20 protein-coding genes and 2 pseudogenes are annotated in these 19414 nt (G+C 69.5%); 13 read left to right on the forward strand and 9 right to left on the reverse strand.

All coding sequences use genetic code 11. The features are described 5' to 3' along the window. Positions 1-48: 48 nt before the first annotated feature. The 6 genes from ACLQ2X_RS13830 (at position 49) to ACLQ2X_RS13855 (ending at position 6581) form a co-directional block, all read left to right on the forward strand. Positions 49-804, forward strand: a complete 756-nt coding sequence (locus tag ACLQ2X_RS13830; protein WP_425681411.1) for a maleylpyruvate isomerase family mycothiol-dependent enzyme — start codon at positions 49-51, stop codon at positions 802-804. 182 nt (positions 805-986) lie between these two features. Further along, the gene (locus ACLQ2X_RS13835) at positions 987-2294 is read left to right on the forward strand and encodes an ABC transporter substrate-binding protein (protein ID WP_425681412.1); all 1308 of its coding nucleotides are present in this window, start codon (positions 987-989) and stop codon (positions 2292-2294) included. Between the two features lie 67 nt (positions 2295-2361). Further along, the gene (locus tag ACLQ2X_RS13840) at positions 2362-3351 is read left to right on the forward strand and encodes a carbohydrate ABC transporter permease (protein ID WP_425681413.1); all 990 of its coding nucleotides are present in this window, start codon (positions 2362-2364) and stop codon (positions 3349-3351) included. Next, on the forward strand, positions 3348-4181 hold the full coding sequence (locus ACLQ2X_RS13845; RefSeq protein WP_425681414.1) for a carbohydrate ABC transporter permease: 834 nt from the start codon (positions 3348-3350) through the stop codon (positions 4179-4181). Before ACLQ2X_RS13840 ends, ACLQ2X_RS13845 begins: the two co-directional genes overlap by 4 nt. Then, positions 4178-5554 carry a GH1 family beta-glucosidase gene (locus ACLQ2X_RS13850; protein WP_354868489.1) on the forward strand — a complete coding sequence of 459 codons (1377 nt, stop codon included), beginning with the start codon at positions 4178-4180 and terminating at the stop codon, positions 5552-5554. The genes ACLQ2X_RS13845 and ACLQ2X_RS13850 overlap by 4 nt, the downstream gene beginning before the upstream one ends. Positions 5555-5573: 19 nt before the next feature. Continuing rightward, the gene (locus ACLQ2X_RS13855) at positions 5574-6581 is read left to right on the forward strand and encodes a LacI family DNA-binding transcriptional regulator (protein WP_425681415.1); all 1008 of its coding nucleotides are present in this window, start codon (positions 5574-5576) and stop codon (positions 6579-6581) included. A gap of 45 nt (positions 6582-6626) precedes the next feature. Here ACLQ2X_RS13855 and ACLQ2X_RS13860 read toward each other — a convergent pair. Then, positions 6627-7411, reverse strand: a pseudogene (locus tag ACLQ2X_RS13860) (transposase family protein). Positions 7412-7742: 331 nt separating this feature from the next. On the opposite strand from ACLQ2X_RS13860, the gene ACLQ2X_RS13865 reads away from it, so the two are divergent. Both ACLQ2X_RS13865 and ACLQ2X_RS13870 read left to right on the forward strand, forming a co-directional pair. Next, positions 7743-8021, forward strand: coding sequence for an SUKH-4 family immunity protein (locus tag ACLQ2X_RS13865; RefSeq protein ID WP_425681416.1), 279 nt, complete (start codon positions 7743-7745; stop codon positions 8019-8021). A gap of 387 nt (positions 8022-8408) precedes the next feature. Then, on the forward strand, positions 8409-9113 hold the full coding sequence (locus ACLQ2X_RS13870) for a hypothetical protein (RefSeq protein WP_425681417.1): 705 nt from the start codon (positions 8409-8411) through the stop codon (positions 9111-9113). Positions 9114-9434: 321 nt separating this feature from the next. Here the strand turns inward: ACLQ2X_RS13870 and ACLQ2X_RS13875 are convergent, their stop codons facing one another. Then, a complete protein-coding gene (locus tag ACLQ2X_RS13875; RefSeq protein WP_354868500.1) occupies positions 9435-10064 on the reverse strand; it encodes a hypothetical protein in 630 nt (209 codons plus the stop codon). Between the two features lie 255 nt (positions 10065-10319). Between ACLQ2X_RS13875 and ACLQ2X_RS13880 the strand changes: the two genes are divergently transcribed. Next, on the forward strand, positions 10320-10613 hold the full coding sequence (locus tag ACLQ2X_RS13880) for a hypothetical protein (protein ID WP_354868502.1): 294 nt from the start codon (positions 10320-10322) through the stop codon (positions 10611-10613). 19 nt (positions 10614-10632) lie between these two features. Here the strand turns inward: ACLQ2X_RS13880 and ACLQ2X_RS13885 are convergent, their stop codons facing one another. Next, positions 10633-11298, reverse strand: coding sequence for a hypothetical protein (locus ACLQ2X_RS13885; protein ID WP_355015058.1), 666 nt, complete (start codon positions 11296-11298; stop codon positions 10633-10635). 296 nt (positions 11299-11594) lie between these two features. Here ACLQ2X_RS13885 and ACLQ2X_RS13890 point away from each other — a divergent pair. Both ACLQ2X_RS13890 and ACLQ2X_RS13895 read left to right on the forward strand, forming a co-directional pair. After that, positions 11595-12379: pseudogene (locus tag ACLQ2X_RS13890) on the forward strand (transposase family protein). 84 nt (positions 12380-12463) lie between these two features. After that, positions 12464-13369, forward strand: coding sequence for a GNAT family N-acetyltransferase (locus ACLQ2X_RS13895; RefSeq protein ID WP_425681418.1), 906 nt, complete (start codon positions 12464-12466; stop codon positions 13367-13369). Here ACLQ2X_RS13895 and ACLQ2X_RS13900 read toward each other — a convergent pair. Next, positions 13362-13880, reverse strand: a complete 519-nt coding sequence (locus ACLQ2X_RS13900) for an O-acetyl-ADP-ribose deacetylase (RefSeq protein ID WP_425681419.1) — start codon at positions 13878-13880, stop codon at positions 13362-13364. The genes ACLQ2X_RS13895 and ACLQ2X_RS13900 overlap by 8 nt on opposite strands. Before the next feature lies 1 nt (position 13881). After that, entirely contained in the window at positions 13882-14673 is a 792-nt protein-coding gene (locus ACLQ2X_RS13905) for an EI24 domain-containing protein (protein WP_425681420.1), read from the reverse strand. Between the two features lie 103 nt (positions 14674-14776). Between ACLQ2X_RS13905 and ACLQ2X_RS13910 the strand changes: the two genes are divergently transcribed. Beyond that, the gene (locus ACLQ2X_RS13910; RefSeq protein WP_425681421.1) at positions 14777-15784 is read left to right on the forward strand and encodes a helix-turn-helix transcriptional regulator; all 1008 of its coding nucleotides are present in this window, start codon (positions 14777-14779) and stop codon (positions 15782-15784) included. Here ACLQ2X_RS13910 and ACLQ2X_RS13915 read toward each other — a convergent pair. Continuing rightward, positions 15768-16682, reverse strand: a complete 915-nt coding sequence (locus ACLQ2X_RS13915; protein ID WP_425681422.1) for an SDR family oxidoreductase — start codon at positions 16680-16682, stop codon at positions 15768-15770. The two genes, ACLQ2X_RS13910 and ACLQ2X_RS13915, sit on opposite strands and share 17 nt — an antisense overlap. A gap of 76 nt (positions 16683-16758) precedes the next feature. Between ACLQ2X_RS13915 and ACLQ2X_RS13920 the strand changes: the two genes are divergently transcribed. Then, positions 16759-17430: a nucleotidyltransferase domain-containing protein gene (locus ACLQ2X_RS13920; protein WP_425681423.1), complete on the forward strand. Its 672-nt coding sequence runs from the start codon at positions 16759-16761 to the stop codon at positions 17428-17430. An 11-nt stretch (positions 17431-17441) separates the two neighbouring features. Here the strand turns inward: ACLQ2X_RS13920 and ACLQ2X_RS13925 are convergent, their stop codons facing one another. From ACLQ2X_RS13925 to ACLQ2X_RS13935, 3 genes are read right to left on the reverse strand one after another with little or no spacing between them, the layout of a single operon-like run. Further along, the gene (locus ACLQ2X_RS13925) at positions 17442-18179 is read right to left on the reverse strand and encodes an alanyl-tRNA editing protein (RefSeq protein WP_425681424.1); all 738 of its coding nucleotides are present in this window, start codon (positions 18177-18179) and stop codon (positions 17442-17444) included. Between the two features lie 11 nt (positions 18180-18190). After that, positions 18191-19078, reverse strand: a complete 888-nt coding sequence (locus ACLQ2X_RS13930) for an alpha/beta fold hydrolase (RefSeq protein WP_425681425.1) — start codon at positions 19076-19078, stop codon at positions 18191-18193. Next, entirely contained in the window at positions 19075-19389 is a 315-nt protein-coding gene (locus ACLQ2X_RS13935; RefSeq protein ID WP_425681426.1) for a DUF2516 family protein, read from the reverse strand. Before ACLQ2X_RS13935 ends, ACLQ2X_RS13930 begins: the two co-directional genes overlap by 4 nt. Between the last annotated feature and the right edge of the window lie 25 nt (positions 19390-19414).

Raw genomic sequence — 19414 nt, forward strand, 5'->3', positions numbered from 1 at the left:
GTAGCCGGCGCACCCACTGGTCGCCCGGTCACCCCCGGGAGGATGGCGATGAGCAGACTGCACCACACGAAGGACTTCTGGATCGGCGCGCTGCGGACGGAGGGGCCCGCCTTCGCCACCGCGGTGGCAGAGGCGCCGCCGGAGACACCCGTGCTGTCCTGTCCCGGCTGGACGGTGACCGATCTCGCCCATCACCTGACCCGTGCCTACGTCTGGGCGGGCACCGTGTTGACCGCCGGGGGCACCGCCCGGCCGCAGCGGCAGGATCCGGAGCCGCCCGCCGACCTCACCCCGGCGCAGTGGTACGCGCGGGAGTACGAGCGGGTCACCGCGCTGCTGGAGGCGACCGACCCGGAGGCGCCGGCCTGGAACTTCGCGCCCCAGCCGAAGAGGGCGGCGTTCTGGCCGCGGCGACTGGCGCACGAGACCGCGGTGCACCGCTGGGACGCCCAACTCGCCATCGGGGCGGGTGATCCGATCGAGGCGAAGTTGGCGGCCGACGGGGTGAGCGAGGTGCTGGACACCTGGCTGCCGGCGGGTCGGCGTACGCAGCCGGGGCAGTGGCACGGTGTGGTGCAGCTGAGCGCGTCGGACGCCGCGCAGGAGTGGTATCTGCGGCTGCGCGGCGAGGGGGTCGCGTTGTTGGACACCGCGACGATCCTCGACCACGACGACCATCGGGCCCGGGCGCAGGTGTCCGGCACGGCGAGCGATCTGTTGCTGGCGCTGATGGGGCGGATCAGCTTCGACGCGCTTGACGTGGCCGGTGACCGCGGCCTGTTGGGCGGCCTGCGGGTGGGCTGACGCGGCGGCGAATCCGGGCGGAGAGGGGCGCTAACGGCCCCTCTCCGCCTTTTTCGCCCGACTGAGAGCGCTCTCTTGACAATGTCCCGGACCCTCCACCACGCTGTCGCTGAGAGCGCTCTCTCACCTTCCCGCACCGCCCCTTCACCACCCGTTACGACGACCCGAGAGGTCAGGACAGCATGCTCACCTTCACGCGCCGTCGCCTGGTGGCGGTGGCCTTGGTCGCCGCCACCGCGCTGCTCGGCACCACCGCCTGCGGCGGCGACGAAGAGACCGCCGCCGACGGGCCGATCACCCTCACCGTCGACGTCTTCGGCCAGTTCGGCTACGCGGACCTCTACCAGGAATACATGGCCAGCCACCCCAACGTGAAGATCGTCGAACGGGGCACGGGCGGCAACCTCGACGAGTACTCGCCGAAGCTGACCCAGTGGCTGGCCGCCGGCAAGGGCGCCGGCGACGTGGTCGCCATCGAGGAAGGGCTGCTGGTCGAGTACAAGGCCAACCCGCAGAACTTCGTCAACCTGCTCGACCACGGCGCGGACGACCTGAAGGGCAACTTCCTCGACTGGAAGTGGAACCAGGGGCTCACCGCCGACGGCAAGCAGCTCATCGGCCTCGGCACGGACGTCGGCGGCATGGCCATGTGCTACCGCACCGACCTGTTCGCCAAGGCCGGCCTGCCCACCGACCGCGAGGCGGTGTCCAAGCTCTGGCCCACCTGGCCGGACTACATCAAGGTCGGTGAGCAGTTCACCGCGAAGAAGACCGGCGCCTCGTTCCTGGACGCCGCCACCAACACGTTCAACACGATCCTGCTCCAGACCGCCGGCAACAGCAGCGGCTACAGCTACTACGACACCAGCGACAAGCTCGTCGTGGACAGCAACCCGGCGGTGAAGCAGGCGTACGACACCACGATGGACATCATCGACTCGGGGCTGTCCGGCAAGTACGGCTCCTGGTCGGAGGAGTGGGTGTCGGCGTTCAAGCAGTCGAAGTTCGCCACCATCGCCTGCCCGGCCTGGATGACCGGGGTGATCGAGGGCAACGCCGGAGCGGGCGCCAAGGGCAAGTGGGACATCGCCCAGGTCCCCGGCAACGGCGGCAACTGGGGCGGCTCCTTCCTGGCCGTGCCCAAGCAGAGCAAGCACCAGGCCGAGGCGATCGAGCTGGCCAAGTTCCTGACCAGCGCCAAGGGCCAGATCGGCGCGTTCAAGGCGAAGGGCCCGCTGCCCTCGTCCTCGCAGGCGCTGGCCGACCCGGCGATCCTCGAGTCGAAGAACGCCTACTTCTCCGAGGCACCGGTCGGGAAGATCTTCGCCGAGGGCGCCAAGAACCTGAAGCCGGTCTACATGGGTCCGAAGAACCAGGCCGTGCGGACCGAGGTGGAGAACGCCGTACGCAGCGTGGAGCTGGGTAAGCGCTCCCCGGATCAGGGCTGGACCGACGCGGTCGCCAACGCCAAGAAGGCCGCCGCCAAGTAGCCCGAGCAGCGCGTGCGGGCGGTCCCGGCCACGGGTACCGCCCGCACGGCGGAAAGGAGTCCGGGTCATGGCCGTCCATCTCGACGCCCGCCCACCGGTCGCACCGGCACCCCGCACCGACCGCCCCACCCGGGGCATCCGGCTGAGCCGGCTCGACACCAGGTACTCGCCGTACCTGTTCGTCGCCCCGTTCTTCCTGCTCTTCGGCGTCTTCGGGGCCTACCCGCTGGCGTACACGTTCTGGGTCTCGCTGCACGACTGGGACCTGCTCGGCGCGGAGCACCCGTTCATCGGGCTCGACAACTACACCCAACTGCTCGCCGACCCGGACTTCTGGCACTCAGTGGTGAACACGCTGGGCATCTTCGTGATCTCCACGGTGCCCCAGCTGCTGGCCGCGCTCTGGCTGGCCAACCTGCTCAACCGGCAGCTACGTGCCCGCACCACCTGGCGGATGGCGGTGCTGATCCCGAACGTCACCTCGACCGCCGCGGTCGCGATCGTCTTCGCGGTGCTGTTCGGCCGCGACTTCGGCATGATCAACTGGCTGCTCGACCACATCGGGATCAGCGCGATCGACTGGAAGGCGAACCGGTTCGCCGCCTGGGTCGCCATCTCCACCATGGTCGACTGGCGGTGGACCGGCTACAACGCGCTCATCTTCCTGGCCGCGATGCAGGCCATCCCCCGCGACCTGTACGAGTCGGCCGCGATCGACGGCGCCGGCCGGGCCCGGCAGTTCTGGTCCATCACGGTGCCGCTGCTCAAACCGACGATCATCTTCGCGGTGATCATCTCCACCATCGGTGGCCTGCAGCTCTTCACCGAGCCGCGGATGTTCAACTCCGGCACCAACGCCATCCGGGGCGGTCCGCTGCGCGAGTCCCAGACCGTGACCATGTACATGTTCGAGAACGCGTTCGCCCCGCACTACAACTTCGGCTACGGCTCCGCCGTCGCCTGGCTGCTGTTCGCGCTGATCGCGGTGGTCGCGGCGATAAACGTCCTGCTGCTGCGCCGGCTCGGCGGCGGCACCCGCAAGGAGGTCTCCCGATGACCCGCCTCTGGTCGGCCAGCCGGCTCACCTACCTGGCGCTCACCCTCTCGGCCGCCCTGTCGATCTTCCCGATCTACTGGATGTTCGTGGTGGCCAGCCGGACCAGCGACACGATGGGCCAGGTGCCGCCGCCGCTCACGCCCGGCGGCAACCTCGGCGCCAACATCGCCCGGCTGTTCGACAACACCGACGCGTACTTCCTCACCGGTCTGATCAACTCGGCCATCGTGGCCCTCACCGTCACCATCTCGGTGGTGTTCTTCTCCACCCTGGCCGGGTTCGCCTTCGCCAAGCTGCGCTTCCGCGGGCGCAACGCGCTGCTGCTGGTCATCATCGCCACCATGATGGTGCCCACCCAGCTCGGCGTGATCCCGCTCTATCTGCTCATGACGAAGCTGAACTGGAACGACCGGCTGCCCGCCGTGATCGTGCCGGCGCTGGTCACCGGCTTCGGGGTCTTCATGATGCGCCAGTACGCCGGCCAGGCGGTCAGCACCGAACTGGTCGAGGCGGCCCGGGTCGACGGCTGCAACACCGTGCGGATCTACTGGAACGTCGTGCTGCCCGCGCTGCGTCCGGCCGCCGCCGTCCTCGGCCTGCTCACGTTCATGACCACCTGGAACGACTTCCTGTGGCCGTACGCGGTGCTCAACGACCCGGAGAACCCGACCGTGCAACTGTCGCTGCGGGCCCTCTCCGACGGCTACTACCAGGACATGTCGCAGGTGTTCACCGGCACGGCCATCGCCACGCTGCCGCTGCTGCTGGTATTCATCGTTTTCGGCCGCCAGATCATCGGCGGAATCATGGAAGGTGCGGTCAAGGCGTGAGCGCGAACAGCGAGCTGCGATTCCCGGACGGCTTCGTCTGGGGGGCGGCCACCGCCGCGTACCAGATCGAGGGCGCTGCCCGCGACGACGGCCGCGGCCCGTCGATCTGGGACACCTTCAGCCGCACGCCCGGCGCGGTGCACGCCGGCCACACCGGCGACGTGGCCTGCGACCACTACCACAGGTACGCCGAGGACGTCGCGTTGATGGCCGATCTGGGGCTGCGCGCGTACCGGTTCTCGGTGTCCTGGCCGCGCGTGCGACCCGACGGCACCGGCCCGGTCGAGCCGCGCGGGCTGGACTTCTACGACCGGCTCACCGACACGCTGCTGGACGCCGGCATCGACCCGATCGTCACGCTCTACCACTGGGACCTGCCGCAGGCGTTGGAGGACCGGGGCGGCTGGACCGTCCGGGAGACCGCCGAACACTTCGTCGAGTACGCGCTGGCCGTGCACGGCCGCCTCGGCGACCGCATCCGCACCTGGACCACACTCAACGAACCGTGGTGCTCGGCCTACCTCGGGTACGGCTGCGGGCTGCACGCCCCGGGCCGACGCGACGCCGGGGACGCCTTCCGGGCCGTCCACCATCTGCTGCTCGGCCACGGCCTGGCCGCACGGGCGTTGCGCGCGGCCGGCGCGCAGACCCTCGGCATCACGCTCAACCTGGCCGACGTGCAACCCGCCGACCCCGCCAGCGCGGCCGACGCCGAGGCGGTACGACTGGTGGACGGCCTGCACAACCGGATCTTCCTGGACCCGCTGACCGGCGGCGGCTACCCGGAGGACATGCGGGCGCACCTGAGCCGGTTCACCACGCCGGACTTCATCCGCGACGGCGACGAGAAGGCGATCGCCGCGCCGCTGGACCTGCTCGGCCTGAACTACTACGCGCCGACCTATGTGGCCGGGCGGGCCGACGGCGCGGGCAGCGAGGTGTACCCGGGCACCGCCGGGGCGGTCGAGGTCCTCCCGGCGGCCGGACCGCTCACCGACATGGGTTGGGCGATCGAACCCGACGGGCTCACCCGGCTGCTGGAACGGGTGGCCGCCGACCACCCCGGGCTACCGCTAATGATCACCGAGAATGGCGGGGCGTTCCCGGACACCGACCGCGACGAACAGGGCCGGGTGGCCGACGCCGACCGGACCGCATACCTCGACGGGCACCTGCGTGCCGCGCACCGGGCCCTCGCCCGCGGAGTGGACCTGCGCGGCTATCTCGTATGGTCGTTGCTGGACAACTTCGAATGGGCCGAGGGTTACCGGAAGCGGTTCGGGATCGTCCACGTCGACTACCTGACCCAGCGGCGCACACCCAAGCGCAGCGCACGCTGGTACCAGGAGGTGATCGCCCGGAACGGGCTGTGACGAAATGGTGGGAACGGGGATGACGACGGCACAACGGCCGACCCTGGAGGCGGTGGCCCGGCGGGCCGGCGTGTCCCGGGCCACGGTCTCCCGGGTGGTGAACGGCTCGACCACGGTGGCCGAGCCGATCCGGCTGGCGGTGCGCCGCGCGGTCGAGGAACTCGGGTACGTCCCGAACCTGGCCGCGCGCAGCCTGGTCACCCAGCGGACCGACTCGGTGGCGCTGGTGCTGCCCGAGGCGGCCACCCGGGTCTTCTCCGACGACCAGGTCTTCCCGGGCATCATCCGGGGCGCGGCGCAGGAGTTGGAGGCGGCGGACAAGCAGCTCGTGCTGATGCTCGCCGGCTCACCGGCGGGGCACGACCGGGTCGAGCGGTACACCACCGGCCGGCACGTCGACGGGGTGCTGTTCGCCTCGCTGCACGGCGAGGACCCGCTGCCCGGCCGGCTGGCCCGCCTCGGCATCCCGGTGGTGTGCAGCGGACGGCCGCTGGACGGCGCCGAGGTGCCGTACGTCGACGTGGACCACGAGGGCGGGGTCGGCGCGGCCGTGGAACACCTGGTCGCGGTGGGGCGACGGCGGATCGCCACCATCGCCGGGCCGCAGGACATGGTCGCCGGCATCGAACGTCTGATCGGCTACCGCACCGCGCTCGCCGCCGCCGGGCTGCCGGAGCTGGTCGCGTACGGCGACTTCACCCGCGAGTCCGGCACCGCGGCGATGCGTGAGCTGCTCGCCGCCGACCCGCAGCTGGACGCCGTGTTCGCCGCCTCCGACCTGATGGCGCACGCCGCGCTGCGCACGTTGCGGGAGGCCGGCCGGCGGGTGCCCGACGACGTGGCGGTGATCGGGTTCGACGACATCGAGACGGCCGCGTACACCGAGCCGCCGCTGACCACGGTGCGCCAGCCGATAGTGGAACTGGGCCGATCGATGACCCGGCAGCTGCTGCGGATGGCGGCGGGCGAGCGGATCGAGCCGGCGCTGCTGCTCCCGACCGAACTGGTGCGGCGCGAGTCCGCGTAAGGAGGGGCCCCCTGTTAACGCATTCCGCATAACAGGGAGCCTTTTTCATCCTGCGTAGCGGTCCGCTTCGACGTGGTGCAGGGGCGAGGATGGCCTGCGTGATCGCGGTGGCTCGGCGGGGGCAGCAGCGCGGCTTGGCTAGGATTTTCCAGGTTTTGACGGTGGCGTTGGCGCGTTCACCGCGGGCGCGGATACGCGCGTGTGAGCGGTTGACCGCTTTCTGCCGACGGGACAGTTTCGGCCGGTGGCGGTGGCGTTTGAACGGGATCCTGATGCTGCCGCGGGCGCCTTGGTATGCCTTGTCGGCGAAGGTCATCACGTTGGCGCTGCTCAGCGTGTCGATGATCTGGTGGGTGCGGGGCAGCGGTCAGGTCATGGGTGGAACCGGGCAGGGCTGCGGACACCCGGATCAGCCGACCTGCTGGGTCGGCGATGACCTGCAGGTTCACGCCGTGGCGCCGGTGTTTCCCGGAGTAGTAGGGCTTCTGGTCGGTGACCCGGTCGACCGGGATCAGGGTGCCGTCGAGGATTGCGTACGCCAGAACGCGGATCCTGGCCATCGCGGTGTTCAGGTCATCGGCGGTCGCGGCGAGCAGGTCGACGGCCTCGCGCACGTACCGCCAGGCGGTGGCGATGCTGATCTGGAACCCCCAGGCCAGACGGGCGTAGGTGTCGCCGTTGCGCAGATGGGCCAGGGCGAGCAGGGCCTGCCGGCCGGGATCGAGGCGACGCCATCGTGATCGGTGCTGGTCGCGGTGGCGGCGGATGAGGTCGGAGAGGTGGTTCAGGGTTCGGGTGGACAGCGGAATCGCGGCAGGGTAAGACAGCACAGCGAGGCTCCCGGTTGGGGCATCGGATCTTGGTCGACTGCTGTCTTACCGGGAGCCTCGCCCCATGTCCACATCAGACCAAAGCCTTCCGCGACCTGCATCGCCACGATGAAAATGCCTCAAGGTAGACGTGAACCAATTGCAAGGAAGAGTAGCAGATCAGGAATCAGCGGATTCGCTGGTGAATGTCGGCCTACCAGAGCAGTTGGGTACGAGATTTTTCTCAGCGCGATCCACCGACGACTCATCACCAAAGGAGAAGGCACCCGGGAGCGCGGACGATCCGAGGTCATAGAAGTGGACGACATGTTTTCCCTCGGACCAGGACCGAATGCGGGGATCATCCTCCTCGACGGAGCCACAGGCACCGTCCACTCATGGATGGAGGGGACGCGCAAGGCTCATCAACAGCAAGCTGGACATATTCGTCGAATTCCTCCGCCGCATCCAGCTTGAGATCAACTCATTCGAGGAACAGGGCGGGCCCGAAGAAGAGCGAACAGATGGGTACGTGCAGCGCCTGCTGCGAGAACTCCAAGAGGTCGATCCGGAACCGTTTCCGCAGGCACGGAGCTCTTGGGAAACAATCTTGAAGGCCATCTTCGTGTAACCCGAGGCTTGCCTACAGGACGCTCGGCCTACACGTCGATCCTGCGGCGAAGATCGGTGGGGTACAGCGAGCCGGCTTCCAAGGGCATCTTCCTCGGTGAGGCCTACGTGAAACCCATGACGCCCACACCCGATTCTGAGCCGCTGCCGACGCTGGCATTGGACCTCTACATCCCTCCGTACGTTGCGAATGCGGGCATCAGGGGCGTCGGAACCGCCACGTTCAGGCTCGCCATCGAACACTTTACGACCGAGCACCGGGCCGTGGCCGACGATCGTTTACCCTTGGCCGATACGCCTCGAAGGAGCTCGGCCGCGGGCCCATCTCGGACAACCTCAGGGCATATGTCACCACCCGGCGGGACACCGCAACCCAGAGAAGGCAGCAATGGCGATTTGGACCTATCGGCGCGCGACGGAGATCCAGGCTTTCGATGGAAACCATCGATTTGTATTCCGACTCAACCTGGCCGAGCCACTCTGGCCAGCGGTGCGTGACCGCCTGCGCGACACCCCTCTACTCCCTGAGTCGAGCAGGGGCAGCTGCTCCGATCAGATAATTGACGAGACCGGCATGGAAGCGCTTCTGGTCACGCTGGAACCGCTGTTGATTCAGTATCGCGACCGCAGCCTGTCGCGCGGGCGGCGCGGCACCTTTCGGAAGATCGCCGTCGTCGTTTCAGGTACGCAGTTGTGGCTCGATCCGAGAAGCTCGGAGGACGTCGAACTGCAACGATTGAACGCGCTGGTCGTTGCTATCCGTGAAACCGCCAAGTCGGCACCACCGCTGCACGCCCTCGTCATGCCGAACCTGGATGCCATCGCCTTCCGCCTTGCCACCATATTGCGAAACGATGTGACTGAGGCGACGCGAGATGATCTGCGGTCGCTGCTGCGGCAACGCCTCGACGAACTGCACAGTAGCGCCGATCACGAGGATGTCAGGAAATCTCGCGCCCGCGACATTGAACTCGCCCGCAGCCAGGCTGCCGTCGACGACACCGTCGCCTTCCTCGCGCAATGGCGCTTGATCGATGAGTCGCCGACTGGCGCCATCAGCGCGGCAGATAAGCTCCGCCACATTCTGATCTGAGATCAGCTCCTGAACTGTTGTCCGGCTTCGATTAGACCTTGGCCTGCTTGAGCCAAGCCTCCACTTCTTACCTGCGTCGTTGCCGGCGTTTCTTCTGTCACGCAGCGGTAGTCCACACCCGATCCTTGCCTTGATTTTGGGGATCTGGAACACCTTGGTATTTCTGTATTAGACCTGCTGAGAGAAGAGATCTCTCGTCCACCGGAAGATGAGCATTGTGCTGCGTTGGAGGCCCGTGCCGAGGCGCTGGCGAACCTGCGCGACGCCGAGCCCGACCACGAGCGTTCGGTCTGGGACACAGAGATCAGCCTTCCCCATGGCTCAGGTGCGGCTTCTGCGCAGCAACTCCTCGATCAGGTCGACGAACCCCTTTGCGCGGTCGAGTGATTCATCGTCGATCGCGTCCGTGCCCCATGCCCGTTCCTTGTCTGCTTCTGCCTCCAAGCTCTCGAAAATGTCCGTGAAATACTCGTGCAGGACAGTTAACAAGGAACTTCCGAGGGAAATGAGGGCGGATCTGACATCCAGCGAGGCGGGGACGCGGTAAGTCACGCCGGGGACTCCGTGGACCGTATGGCGGCCGGCCGCGAGTTCACTCATCCGGTAGCAGACCAGGACGTCGCCGTGCCGGGCTTCCCTCCTGGTCAGGAAGGCCAGCGGAAACAGGTCCGAGTCGCGACGGAAGAGTTCCTTCTCGATGCTGTCCGACCCGGTCGGTTCGCGCGGTATCTCGATGCTGCCCGGACGTGGGATCAGTCGCCACGGCTGGATGGGGAATCGGATGGATGGCGCGCGTGTCCTGAGTTCGGAGTCGGCGATGATGAAGATCTCATCGGGCAGGTCGACGCCGTAGCATTGACGCAGGGCTTCGCCAGGGGGGGCACCCTGATCGTAAAGCATTTGTGCCTGTGTGGCGATGGCGGTGTAGGTGTCACGTCGTTCGGCTGCCATGGTTATTGTCCCGGGTCCTCGGCAATGATCTGGTCAGGATGGAACTCAACTTGCTCCAGGTTTCTTGGGACCTTGCTGAGGCGACCTACTTGGCGTACGTGGTGCGTAGGTCCCCGCCTCCGCCCGGCTTGTCCTGGGCGAGCCGGGCAAAGGAGTGGTCGATGATTCCACGGTTGGAAGGCTGTGAGATCTTCGGCTGCGTACCAGGAGAGGCCTTCCGAGCCCTTTGCGATCCGGTCCTTGCCATTCTCGGCGGTGGCGTGTCTGGTGCCCTTTGCCGGCCGTGGCGCGGACACTTCAGTCGTTGCCGCTCTCAACAATGTGGAGTGTCATCCGGCCGCCGCGGTGAGCGCCACCGGCGGGAGCAAGGGCAGCCTCGAGCTCGGCACGGCTGACCACCTGGCCTTGGACTTCTGGATCGCCGACTTGGTGGAGCTCGCTTCCGAATCGGAAGCCGTGCAGACGGTCCACGCCGGTTTGGCCGAGTGTGGCATCGATGTCGAGGCCGCCTGTACAAGGCCAACCCGGCGATCGTCTGTCGTGGATTGAGAGTGGGTTGCGAAAAGCATCACCGGTCCCACGGCGGAACCGGATTCTTCCAGTTGGTGCAAAGCCCTCTCTCGCTGCACTGATCGAGGACGTGATCGACCTGCGGTAGATCTTCCGGAAGATCTAGTTCGCCCAGGTCCAAGACGGTCATTCCCTGGAAAGCCGGGATGCTCAGTGCGCGTAAGGTTTGACCAAGATTGAGCGAGGCTTCGTCGATCTGAGTGCCGTAAGGGGTGCCGGCGATGACGAGCACGCGCTCGCGTGTCCGTTCCCAGGCGTCATCTTCGTCCTCGAAGGTAATGTCGTAGGCATAGCTTCCATGCGGGCCGGGAGAATGCGTTCCAGCGTCCTCGGGATCTGCTTTCAGGTCAGTTTGAACCTCGACGGCCCAGGTTAGTGTCAGTCGATCCTGCCAGTTGGCGGCGTGTGGATAATCCGAAAAGTATGTAGTCCTGTGCCGGTTGACGCACCAATCGGTGACCTGCGTGTCGGGATGCGCGAGATCGGCCAGGAAATGAGTCATGCAGTCTGCGCTTCCTTCGTGCAGTTGAGTTAATCCAGCCGTTGTGACATAGAATCTGCAGTGCAGATTGCCCTGTACTGTTTCCCACTGAGGAAACCACAGTTTGAAGCTGAGTGGGCCGAGGTCCGGCGTCGTCGCGTCGGAGTTGGATTTCGCGGTCATGGTAGATCTCCCGGTCCTCTCGCTGGTGGTCGATGGCTGGCCGTCCACGATTGCTTGACATATCCGCCAGGTGTGGACTGTGGGTGCGCGTTCCTGGGCAGAGATTCCAGTTGGATCCCGGGTGAGGGCCGGCTGGGTTCCAGCTCGATCTTTCGGCGTTCAACTTGCCTCTGAGCCATTTTCATCGTGGCGGTGCAGGTAACGGGCGGTGTGGGAGGCCGGTGTCTATGCAGGGACGAGGCTCCCGGTAAGACAGCAATCGGCCAAGATCAGATGCCTCAACCGGGAGCCTCGCTGTGCTGTCTTACCCTGCCGCGATTCCGTTGTCCACCCGCAGCCTGAACCACCTCGCCCGCCCTCATCCGAACCCGCCGCCAGCAGCGACGGTCCCGGTGGCGACGCCTCGACCCCGGCCGGCAAGCCCTGCTCGCCCTGGCCCACCTGCGCAACGGCGACACCCTGACCTGCCTGGCCACCGGATTCGAGATCAGCGTCACGACCGCCTGGCGTGATGTCCGCGAGGCCATCGACCTGCCCGCCGCGACCGCCGACGACCTGGCCACGGCCATGACCAGGATCCGGCTGCTCGCCTACGCAATCCTCGACGGCACCCTGATCCCGATCGACCGGGTCGCCAACCAGAAGCCGTACTACTCCGGAAAACACAAACGTCACGGAGTCAACGTGCAGGTCATCGCCGACGCAGCCGGGCGTCTCGTCTGGGCCTCGGCCGCGCTGCCCGCCTCGACGCACGACCTGAACGCCGCCCGCACCCACGGCATCATCGACGCCCTGACCAACGCCGACGTGATGACCTTCGCGGACAAGGGCTATCAAGGCGCCCGCGGCAGCGCGCGCACCCCGTTCAAGCGACGCCGCTTCCGGCCGAAGCTGTCACGCCGGCAGAAGGCCGTCAACCGCGCCCACACGAAGATCCGCGCCCGCGGCGAACGCGCCATCGCCACACTGGAAGACCTGGAAAATCCTGACAAAGCTGCGCTGCTGCCCACGCCGAGCGAGCGGCATCGTGCGGGCCATCCTCGTCCTGCACCACGTCGAAGCCAACCGATACGCAGGATGAAAATGGCTCAGGGGGCCCCTCTTAACCACCCGCCGCGCGTTAACCGGTCGCGGAGCGGCCGACGCGAGGGCTAGGGTCCGCCGGATGAGTGAAGCCACGATCCGTCCCGCCCGTGCCCAGGACGCGCCCGCCGTGGTGGCGTTGCGTGCGCTCGTCTATCCGTACCTGGTGCGCGGCGTCGTGTCGACCCGCCGCATGATCGCCGAACCGCCGCCCGGTGAGGGCTGGGCCGGCTGGGTCGCCGAGGCGGACGGGCAGATCGTCGGCTGGGTGTCGGCGTTCCGCAACACGCAGACCTCCACACCGGGCGTGGGTGAGATCGCCCTGCTGCACGTGCATCCGGAGCACCGCCGCCAAGGCGCCGGCACCGCGCTGTTCGACACCGCGCTCGGTCACCTGCGGACCCTCGGGACCACCCAGGTGCTCATCCACGCGCGTACCGAGTCGCTGCCGTTCGCGCAACGGCACGGCTTCACCCCCAGCCGGGAAATGCGCTACTCCGCGCTGGACCTGGACCCCGCCCCGCCGATGCCCGAACCGCCGCCGGGCGTACGGCTGCGGGCGATCGCCGGGCTCGACGCGCACCAGGTGCACCGGGTCGACGCGGAGGCGTCCCGGGACGAGCCGGGGGACGTGCCGACGGACTCCCTCGACTTCGAGCTGTGGCAGCACGAGTGCTGGGACAACCCGGGGCTGGACCGCAAGGCCAGCACGGTCGCCGAGGTGGGCGGCGAACTCGTGGCGTTGAGCCTGGTGAAGCGGGACGGGGACCGGATGTGGACGGACTTCACCGGCACCCTGCCCGCCTACCGGGGCCGAGGGCTGGCCCGGCTGACCAAGCAGGCCGCGCTGCACGTCGCCGCGCGGCGTGGGGTGCGGACCGCGTACACCTCCAACGACGAGGCGAACGCGCCGATGCTGGCGGTCAACGCGCGGCTCGGCTACCGGCCGGTGGACAGCCAGTGGTCGTGCCGGCGGACGCTCACCTGAGCCCGGCGGCGACCCGCACCGCGGTCGCGTACGTCTCCGCGCCGAACAACACCAGCCGGGCCTCGGTCACGTGCACCGGCGTGGCCGCGTGCAGCACGGACAGCGCCTGCGCCACCGCGTCCTCGACCGGCCAGCCGTAGATCCCGGCGGAGATCAGCGGGAACGCCACCCGGAGGGCGCCCAGCCCGTCGGCCACGCGCAGGCTGTTGGCGTAGCAGTCGCGCAGAAGCGCCGACCGGTCCTCCCGGGGCGAGTAGACCGGGCCGACGGTGTGCACCACCCAGCGGGCCGGCAGGTTACCGGCCGTGGTGGCGACCGCCTGGCCGGTGGGCAGCCCGCGCCCGTAGTGGGAGGCCCGCAGCGCCTGGCACTCCGCGAGGATCGCCGGACCGCCGCGGCGGTGGATCGCGCCGTCCACTCCCCCGCCGCCGAGCAGCGACGAGTTGGCGGCGTTGACGATCGCGTCGACCTGCTGCGCGGTGATGTCCCCCTCGATCAGCACGGTGTCCATGTCAGCTCTCCTCGATCGGCTGGCCGAGCGAGCGGCGGGCCAGCAGGGCGGCCCCGGCGACGGCGGCCGGCATGACCAGCACCGCGCCGAGCGGGATCAGGAAACACAGGAAGACCGCCACCCCGAACCCCAGCGCGGTCGGCCGGTCGGCGCGCAGCCGCACCCGCCGGTCCGGCAGCCGCATCCCCCGCCGGTAGAACGGCGCGCCGACCAGCTCCAGCGCCAGGAGCCAGCCGCCCACCAGGGCGCCGACCACCGGCACCACCGTCTGCCCCACCACCGGGATGAAACCGGCCGCGAACAGCGGTACGCCGATCAGCGCGGACAGCGCCACCAGGCGCAGCGAGTCGACGACGCTGCGCCGCAGCGACGCCCAGAACGGCACGTCCACCTTGCCCGGTGTCCCGCCGAGCCGGTCCTCGACCCGCTCGGAGATGTTCTCGTAGAACGGGTCGCCGATGACGAGGGTGACCGCGGTGAAGGTGAGCACCCCGAGCAGGCAGGCGAGTCCGACGACGGCCAACCCGGCGGCGACCCGCACCAACCCGCGCCCGGTCGACGACCAGTCGTCGGCGAACGGGGTGAGCCAGCCGGCCAGGTCGTCCACGAAGTAGAGCAGAGCGGCGAAGCCGGCCAGGTAGAGCACGCCGGAGATCAGCGCCGGGATGACACCCAGCAGCATCATCTTGGGGCTGCGGACGTACATGCCGAAGCCGCGCAGCAGCAGCCCGGCGCCGCCGAGGAAGCGGGTGGCCGCGCCGGCGACCGGCGCGACGGTACGGGAGGCGTTCACGACGGCACAGCCTAGTGGTCGGGTCCCCGTCGCCCGGGTGTTAGGAGGGGTCCCTTCCTATACCGGATGCGTTAAGCGGGGCCCTTCCTTACACAATGGGCGGGTGCGTGCGTCGCGGCTGATCTCGTTGGTGCTGCTGCTCCAGTCCCGGGAGACGATGACGGCCGGCGAGCTGGCCCGCGAGTTGGAGGTGTCCGAGCGCACCGTCTACCGAGACGTGCTGGCGCTCTCCGCGGCCGGCGTCCCGGTCTACGCGGACCGGGGGCGGGCCGGTGGTTACCGGCTCCTCGGCGGTTACCGCACCCGGCTGACCGGGTTGAGCCGGGACGAGGCCGAGGCGCTGTTCCTGGCCGGGCTGCCCGGACCGGCCGGCGACATGGGCCTCGCCGACGCGGTGGCCGCCGCCGAGCTGAAGGTGCTGGCCGCGCTGCCGCCGAGCCTGCGGGACGCCCCGGCCCGCGCCGGGCGGCGTTTCCACCTGGACGCGCCGGGCTGGTTCCGGGAGACCGCGCCGCCGCCCGTGCTGACCGAACTGGCCCGCGCCGTCTGGCGGGACCTGGTGGTGGAGCTGCGTTACCGGCGCGGCGATCGGGAGGTGACCCGGCAGGTCGAGCCCTACGGGCTGGTGCTCAAGAGCGGGGTCTGGTATCTGGTCGCGCGCGTCGGTGACGGGCACCGCACCTACCGGGTGGACCGGGTGACCGGTGTCGAGGTGGGCGGGGCGACGATCGACCGGGACGAGGACTTCGACCTGGCCGCGTACTGGCGGGAGCAGGCCGGGGCGTTCCTGCGCACCATGCTCCGCGCGGAGGTCACCGTCCGGGTCGGCCCGACCGGCCTGCGCCAGCTCCGGCACCTCGTCGACGCCCCGTTCGTGTACGAGGAGGTACTCGCCACCGCCGGCCACCCCGACGAGCAGGGCTGGGTGGTGGTCCGGCTGCCCGTCGAGTCGGTGCCGGTCGCGTACTCCCAGCTGCTGGCGCTGGGCCCGGAGGTCGAGGCGCTCGACCCGCCGGAGCTGCGCGCGCGGATGGCGGACGCGGCACGCCGGGCCGCCGCGCGCTACGACGACCCGGCCCGCCCGTCCCCGCCGGTCAGCGGTAGCCGGTGACGTCGGCCGGCTTGCCGGCCTCGACCACCTCGCGGATGTAGCGGAACGCGTCCGGTCGGCTGCCGTCGACGTCGGTGAAGCCGTACACCTTGGACAGCTCCCCCGCCGAGACCGACTGTCCGCTCCAGCGCGCCCGGTCCTCGTCGGCGGCCAGCGCCGCCACCGCGCGCCCGACGAAGGCCGGCGTCTCCGAGATGAGGAGGTGCGGGTCCGTCGCCGCGCCGTCGCGCCAGTTCTCCTCGGTCACCCCGAAGCGTTCCAGCATGAACTCGGAGCGGATCCAGCCGGGCGTGAGCGCGACGGCGGTGCCACCGTGCGGCTTCAACTCGTGCGCCTGGGTGAAGGCGAGCCGGTTGACCGAGACCTTCGCCAGGTCGTAGAAGACCGACAGCCGGTAGGTGGCGTCGTTGTACGTCTTGGTGCCGTCGCCGATCTCCACCACCAGTCCGCCGGAACGGCGGATCAGCAGCGGCAGCGCGAAGTGGCTGGTGATGATGTGCGTGTCGACGGCCAGGCGCAGGGTGCGAAAGCCGGCGTCGAGGGGTTGTTCCCAGACCGGCTTCTCCCAGGTGATCAGCGGGTCCGCGCCCCAGATGTCGTTGACAAGCACGTCGAGGCGGCCCTGTTCGGCGTCGATCCGGGCGACCAGGGCGCGCACCTGCTCGGGGTCGAGGTGGTCGACCGCGACGGCGATGCCGGTGCCCCCGGCGGCGGTGACCAGTTCGGCGGTCTCCTCGATGGTCTCCGGACGGTCCATCTCGGAGCGGCGCTCGCGGGTGCTGCGGCCGGTGGCGTAGACGGTGGCTCCGGCGGCGCCGAGCTGGACAGCGATCTGCCGGCCGGCGCCCCGGGTCGCGCCCGCGACGAGCGCCACCCTTCCGGTCAGTGGTGAGGTCATGGGACCACCGTGTCACCGATACCTGACAGCCGAAGTCCGGTTTTCCGAGCGACCCGAATGGGCGATCATCACCGGTATGCACCTGCTGCTCTGCGGGGTCGTCGGCTCGGTCGCGTACGGGCTGGCCGGCCCCGGCTCCGACACCGACCGGCTCGGCGTGTTCGCCGCACCCACCGTGGCGTTGCACGGCCTGCGCCCGCCCCGCGAATCGGTGGTGACCACCGAGCCGGACCTCACCCTGCACGAGGCCCGGAAATACGCCCTGCTGGCGTTGAGCGGCAACCCGACCGCCACCGAACTGATGTGGCTGCCCGAGGACTGCTACGAGACCCGCACCGACCTCGGTGCCGAGCTGATCGGCATCCGGTCGGCGTTCGTGAGCGCGCCCCGGGTACGCGACGCCTACCTCGGCTACGCCGCGCAGCAGTTCCGCAAGCTCGCCGCCGCCCCGGCGGACACCGGCAGCCGGCGACGCTCGGCGAAGCACGCCCGACACCTGGCCCGGCTGCTGCACCAGGGCCGAGGGCTGTACGCGACAGGGGTGCTGGAGATCCGGCTGGCCGACCCGGGCTGGTTCCACGCGTTCGGCGAGCGGGTGGCCGGCGGCGCACTCGACGAGGCGCGGGCCCTGGTGGCGGCCGCCGAGGCGGAGTTCGCCCGGATCCGCTCACCGCTGCCGGAGCGCCCGGACGAGGAGACCGTGGAGCGCTGGTTGCTCGCCGTCCGGGCGGCACACCTGCCGCGCTGACCGGAGGCGGATCAGTCCGCCAGGCGCACGCGTACCCGACGGTTGGCCCGCCCCTTGCTTTCCACCTTGACCACCTGGACCTTGCCGATCTGGGCGGTGGAGGCGACGTGCGTGCCGCCGTCGGCCTGCACGTCCAACCCGACGATGTCGACGATCCGCACCTCCTGCTCCTCGGGCGGGATCAGGTTGGACTGGGTGCGGATGATGTCCGGCAGGGCGAGCGCCTCGGTGCGGGGCAGCACCCGGACCGCCACCGACCGGTCGGCGGCCACCTCGGCGTTGACCAGCTCCTCGATGCGGGCCTTGAAGTCCGGCGGCACCTCGGGCAGGTTGAAGTCCATCCGGGCCTCGCCGGGTTCCATGTTGCCGCCGGTGACGAGCGCCCCGAAGTCCCGGAACACCACGCCGCAGAGCACGTGCAGCCCGGAGTGGGTACGCATCAGCATGGTCCGGCGGCCGTCCTCGACCGCGCCCACGACCTCGGTGCCCACCGGCGGCACCGGGTCACCCTCGGCCGGGACCAACCAGAGGTCGTCGCCCTTGCGGGTGCCGACGATCCGGGTCTGTACGCCCTGCCAGAGCAGCACCCCGTGGTCCGGCGGCTGCCCGCCGCCACCGGGGTAGAACGCGGACCGGTCCAGCACGATGCCCTGCTCGGGGTCGGCCGCCAGCACCCGGCAGGTCCACTCGCGCAGGGTCGGGTCGGCGAGGTCGAGCCGGTGGGTGCGGCCGTGGTGTGTGACGCCCATGGGCGCCGACGTTACCCGTTGAGGAACGTCGACACGCGCTCCCGCAGGTCCGCGCGTTCGGTCCAGAGCATGCCGGGCCGGTCGTACACGTGCAGGGTGGCATTCGGCAGCGCGGCGGCCAGCCGTTCGGCGACGGCGACCGGGTGCAGGTCGTCGTCGGCGGCGGCGATGACCAGGGCCGGCGCGGTGACCGCGGCGAGCACCCCGGCGTCGTCAAGCGGCGCCTGCCCGGGCAGGTCGGCCAGGCCGGGCGCGAGCCCGTCGCGCAGCAGTTGGTCGAGCCGCTGCCGCAGGTACGCCCAGCCGGCCGGGACGTTGCGGACCGACGGCGGCAGTTCCAGCGACACCACGTCGGCGAGCGCCGAGGCGTCGCCGGCGGCCACCGCGTCGAGCAGCGCGGTGAGCCGGGCCCGGGCCGCCTCACCGCGCGGGGCGTCAAGCGCGGCGGGGAGGAAGAAGACGAGCTTCTCGAAACGTTCCGGACTCTCGGCGAGCAGCCGGCAGAGCGCGCCCGCGCCGAGGCTGGCGCCGAACGCCCGGGTCGCCCCGCCCAGGTCGGCCACCGCCCGCAGGTCACGGGCCAGGTCCAGGTAGGTCCACGGCCCGGACGGGGAGTCCGAGCGGCCGTGCCCGCGGAACTGGAAGAAGATCCGCCGACCGGTCACGCCGCTGCCGAACGGGCGGGTGGTGGCGATGCCGTTGCCCAGCCCGTGCGCGAACACGGTGACCGGGTCACCGGTGCCGGTGACCAGGCGTTCCAGGTTCACCCCGTGCGGGGTGGCGACGAGTTCCGTCTCCGGCTCGGGCAGCGCCGGCCGCCCGCTGCGGGGCGCGCCGGGGCCGGGACCCCAGGTGCGGGGGCCGCCGTCCGGCGGCGGGGGCCAACGGAAATTCCTCACCAGGACCCTCGGCCGCCGTGCAGGTCCCGCAGGCCGGGCCGCACGTCGAGCAGGTAGATGAGGCCCGCGGCGATGCCGATCAGCCCGAACAGGCTGATCGGGCCGAAGCCCAACAGGGTCAGCAACAGGCAGACCGCCAGGATGGCGATCCAGCCACCCTTGGGCAGCGTGCCGATCGCGGCGAACCCGTCACCGCGTTGGGTGACCGCGTGCACCAGCGCCACCCCCTGTACGACCAGGGCGAAGACGAGCAGGATCAGCTGGATCACGTCTTGGACTGCGAACGCGAAGATCGGCGCGGCGTTGGCCATGGGGGCAAGCTTATGCCGAGACCCC

Source organism: Micromonospora sp. DT31, assembly GCF_049841795.1.
In the GTDB taxonomy this organism is placed as follows: Bacteria; Actinomycetota; Actinomycetes; order Mycobacteriales; family Micromonosporaceae; genus Micromonospora.

Excerpts from the sequence above, each read along its gene's own strand:
- ACLQ2X_RS13830 (WP_425681411.1), top strand. The coding sequence starts at position 49 with ATGAGCAGACTGCACCACACGAAGGACTTCTGGATCGGCGCGCTGCGG.
- ACLQ2X_RS13835 (WP_425681412.1), top strand. The coding sequence starts at position 987 with ATGCTCACCTTCACGCGCCGTCGCCTGGTGGCGGTGGCCTTGGTCGCC.
- ACLQ2X_RS13840 (WP_425681413.1), top strand. The coding sequence starts at position 2,362 with ATGGCCGTCCATCTCGACGCCCGCCCACCGGTCGCACCGGCACCCCGC.
- ACLQ2X_RS13845 (WP_425681414.1), top strand. The coding sequence starts at position 3,348 with ATGACCCGCCTCTGGTCGGCCAGCCGGCTCACCTACCTGGCGCTCACC.
- ACLQ2X_RS13855 (WP_425681415.1), top strand. The coding sequence starts at position 5,574 with ATGACGACGGCACAACGGCCGACCCTGGAGGCGGTGGCCCGGCGGGCC.
- ACLQ2X_RS13865 (WP_425681416.1), top strand. The coding sequence starts at position 7,743 with ATGCGGGGATCATCCTCCTCGACGGAGCCACAGGCACCGTCCACTCAT.
- ACLQ2X_RS13870 (WP_425681417.1), top strand. The coding sequence starts at position 8,409 with ATGGCGATTTGGACCTATCGGCGCGCGACGGAGATCCAGGCTTTCGAT.
- ACLQ2X_RS13875 (WP_354868500.1), bottom strand. The coding sequence starts at position 10,064 with ATGGCAGCCGAACGACGTGACACCTACACCGCCATCGCCACACAGGCA.
- ACLQ2X_RS13885 (WP_355015058.1), bottom strand. The coding sequence starts at position 11,298 with ATGACCGCGAAATCCAACTCCGACGCGACGACGCCGGACCTCGGCCCA.
- ACLQ2X_RS13895 (WP_425681418.1), top strand. The coding sequence starts at position 12,464 with ATGAGTGAAGCCACGATCCGTCCCGCCCGTGCCCAGGACGCGCCCGCC.
- ACLQ2X_RS13900 (WP_425681419.1), bottom strand. The coding sequence starts at position 13,880 with ATGGACACCGTGCTGATCGAGGGGGACATCACCGCGCAGCAGGTCGAC.
- ACLQ2X_RS13915 (WP_425681422.1), bottom strand. The coding sequence starts at position 16,682 with ATGACCTCACCACTGACCGGAAGGGTGGCGCTCGTCGCGGGCGCGACC.
- ACLQ2X_RS13920 (WP_425681423.1), top strand. The coding sequence starts at position 16,759 with ATGCACCTGCTGCTCTGCGGGGTCGTCGGCTCGGTCGCGTACGGGCTG.
- ACLQ2X_RS13925 (WP_425681424.1), bottom strand. The coding sequence starts at position 18,179 with ATGGGCGTCACACACCACGGCCGCACCCACCGGCTCGACCTCGCCGAC.
- ACLQ2X_RS13935 (WP_425681426.1), bottom strand. The coding sequence starts at position 19,389 with ATGGCCAACGCCGCGCCGATCTTCGCGTTCGCAGTCCAAGACGTGATC.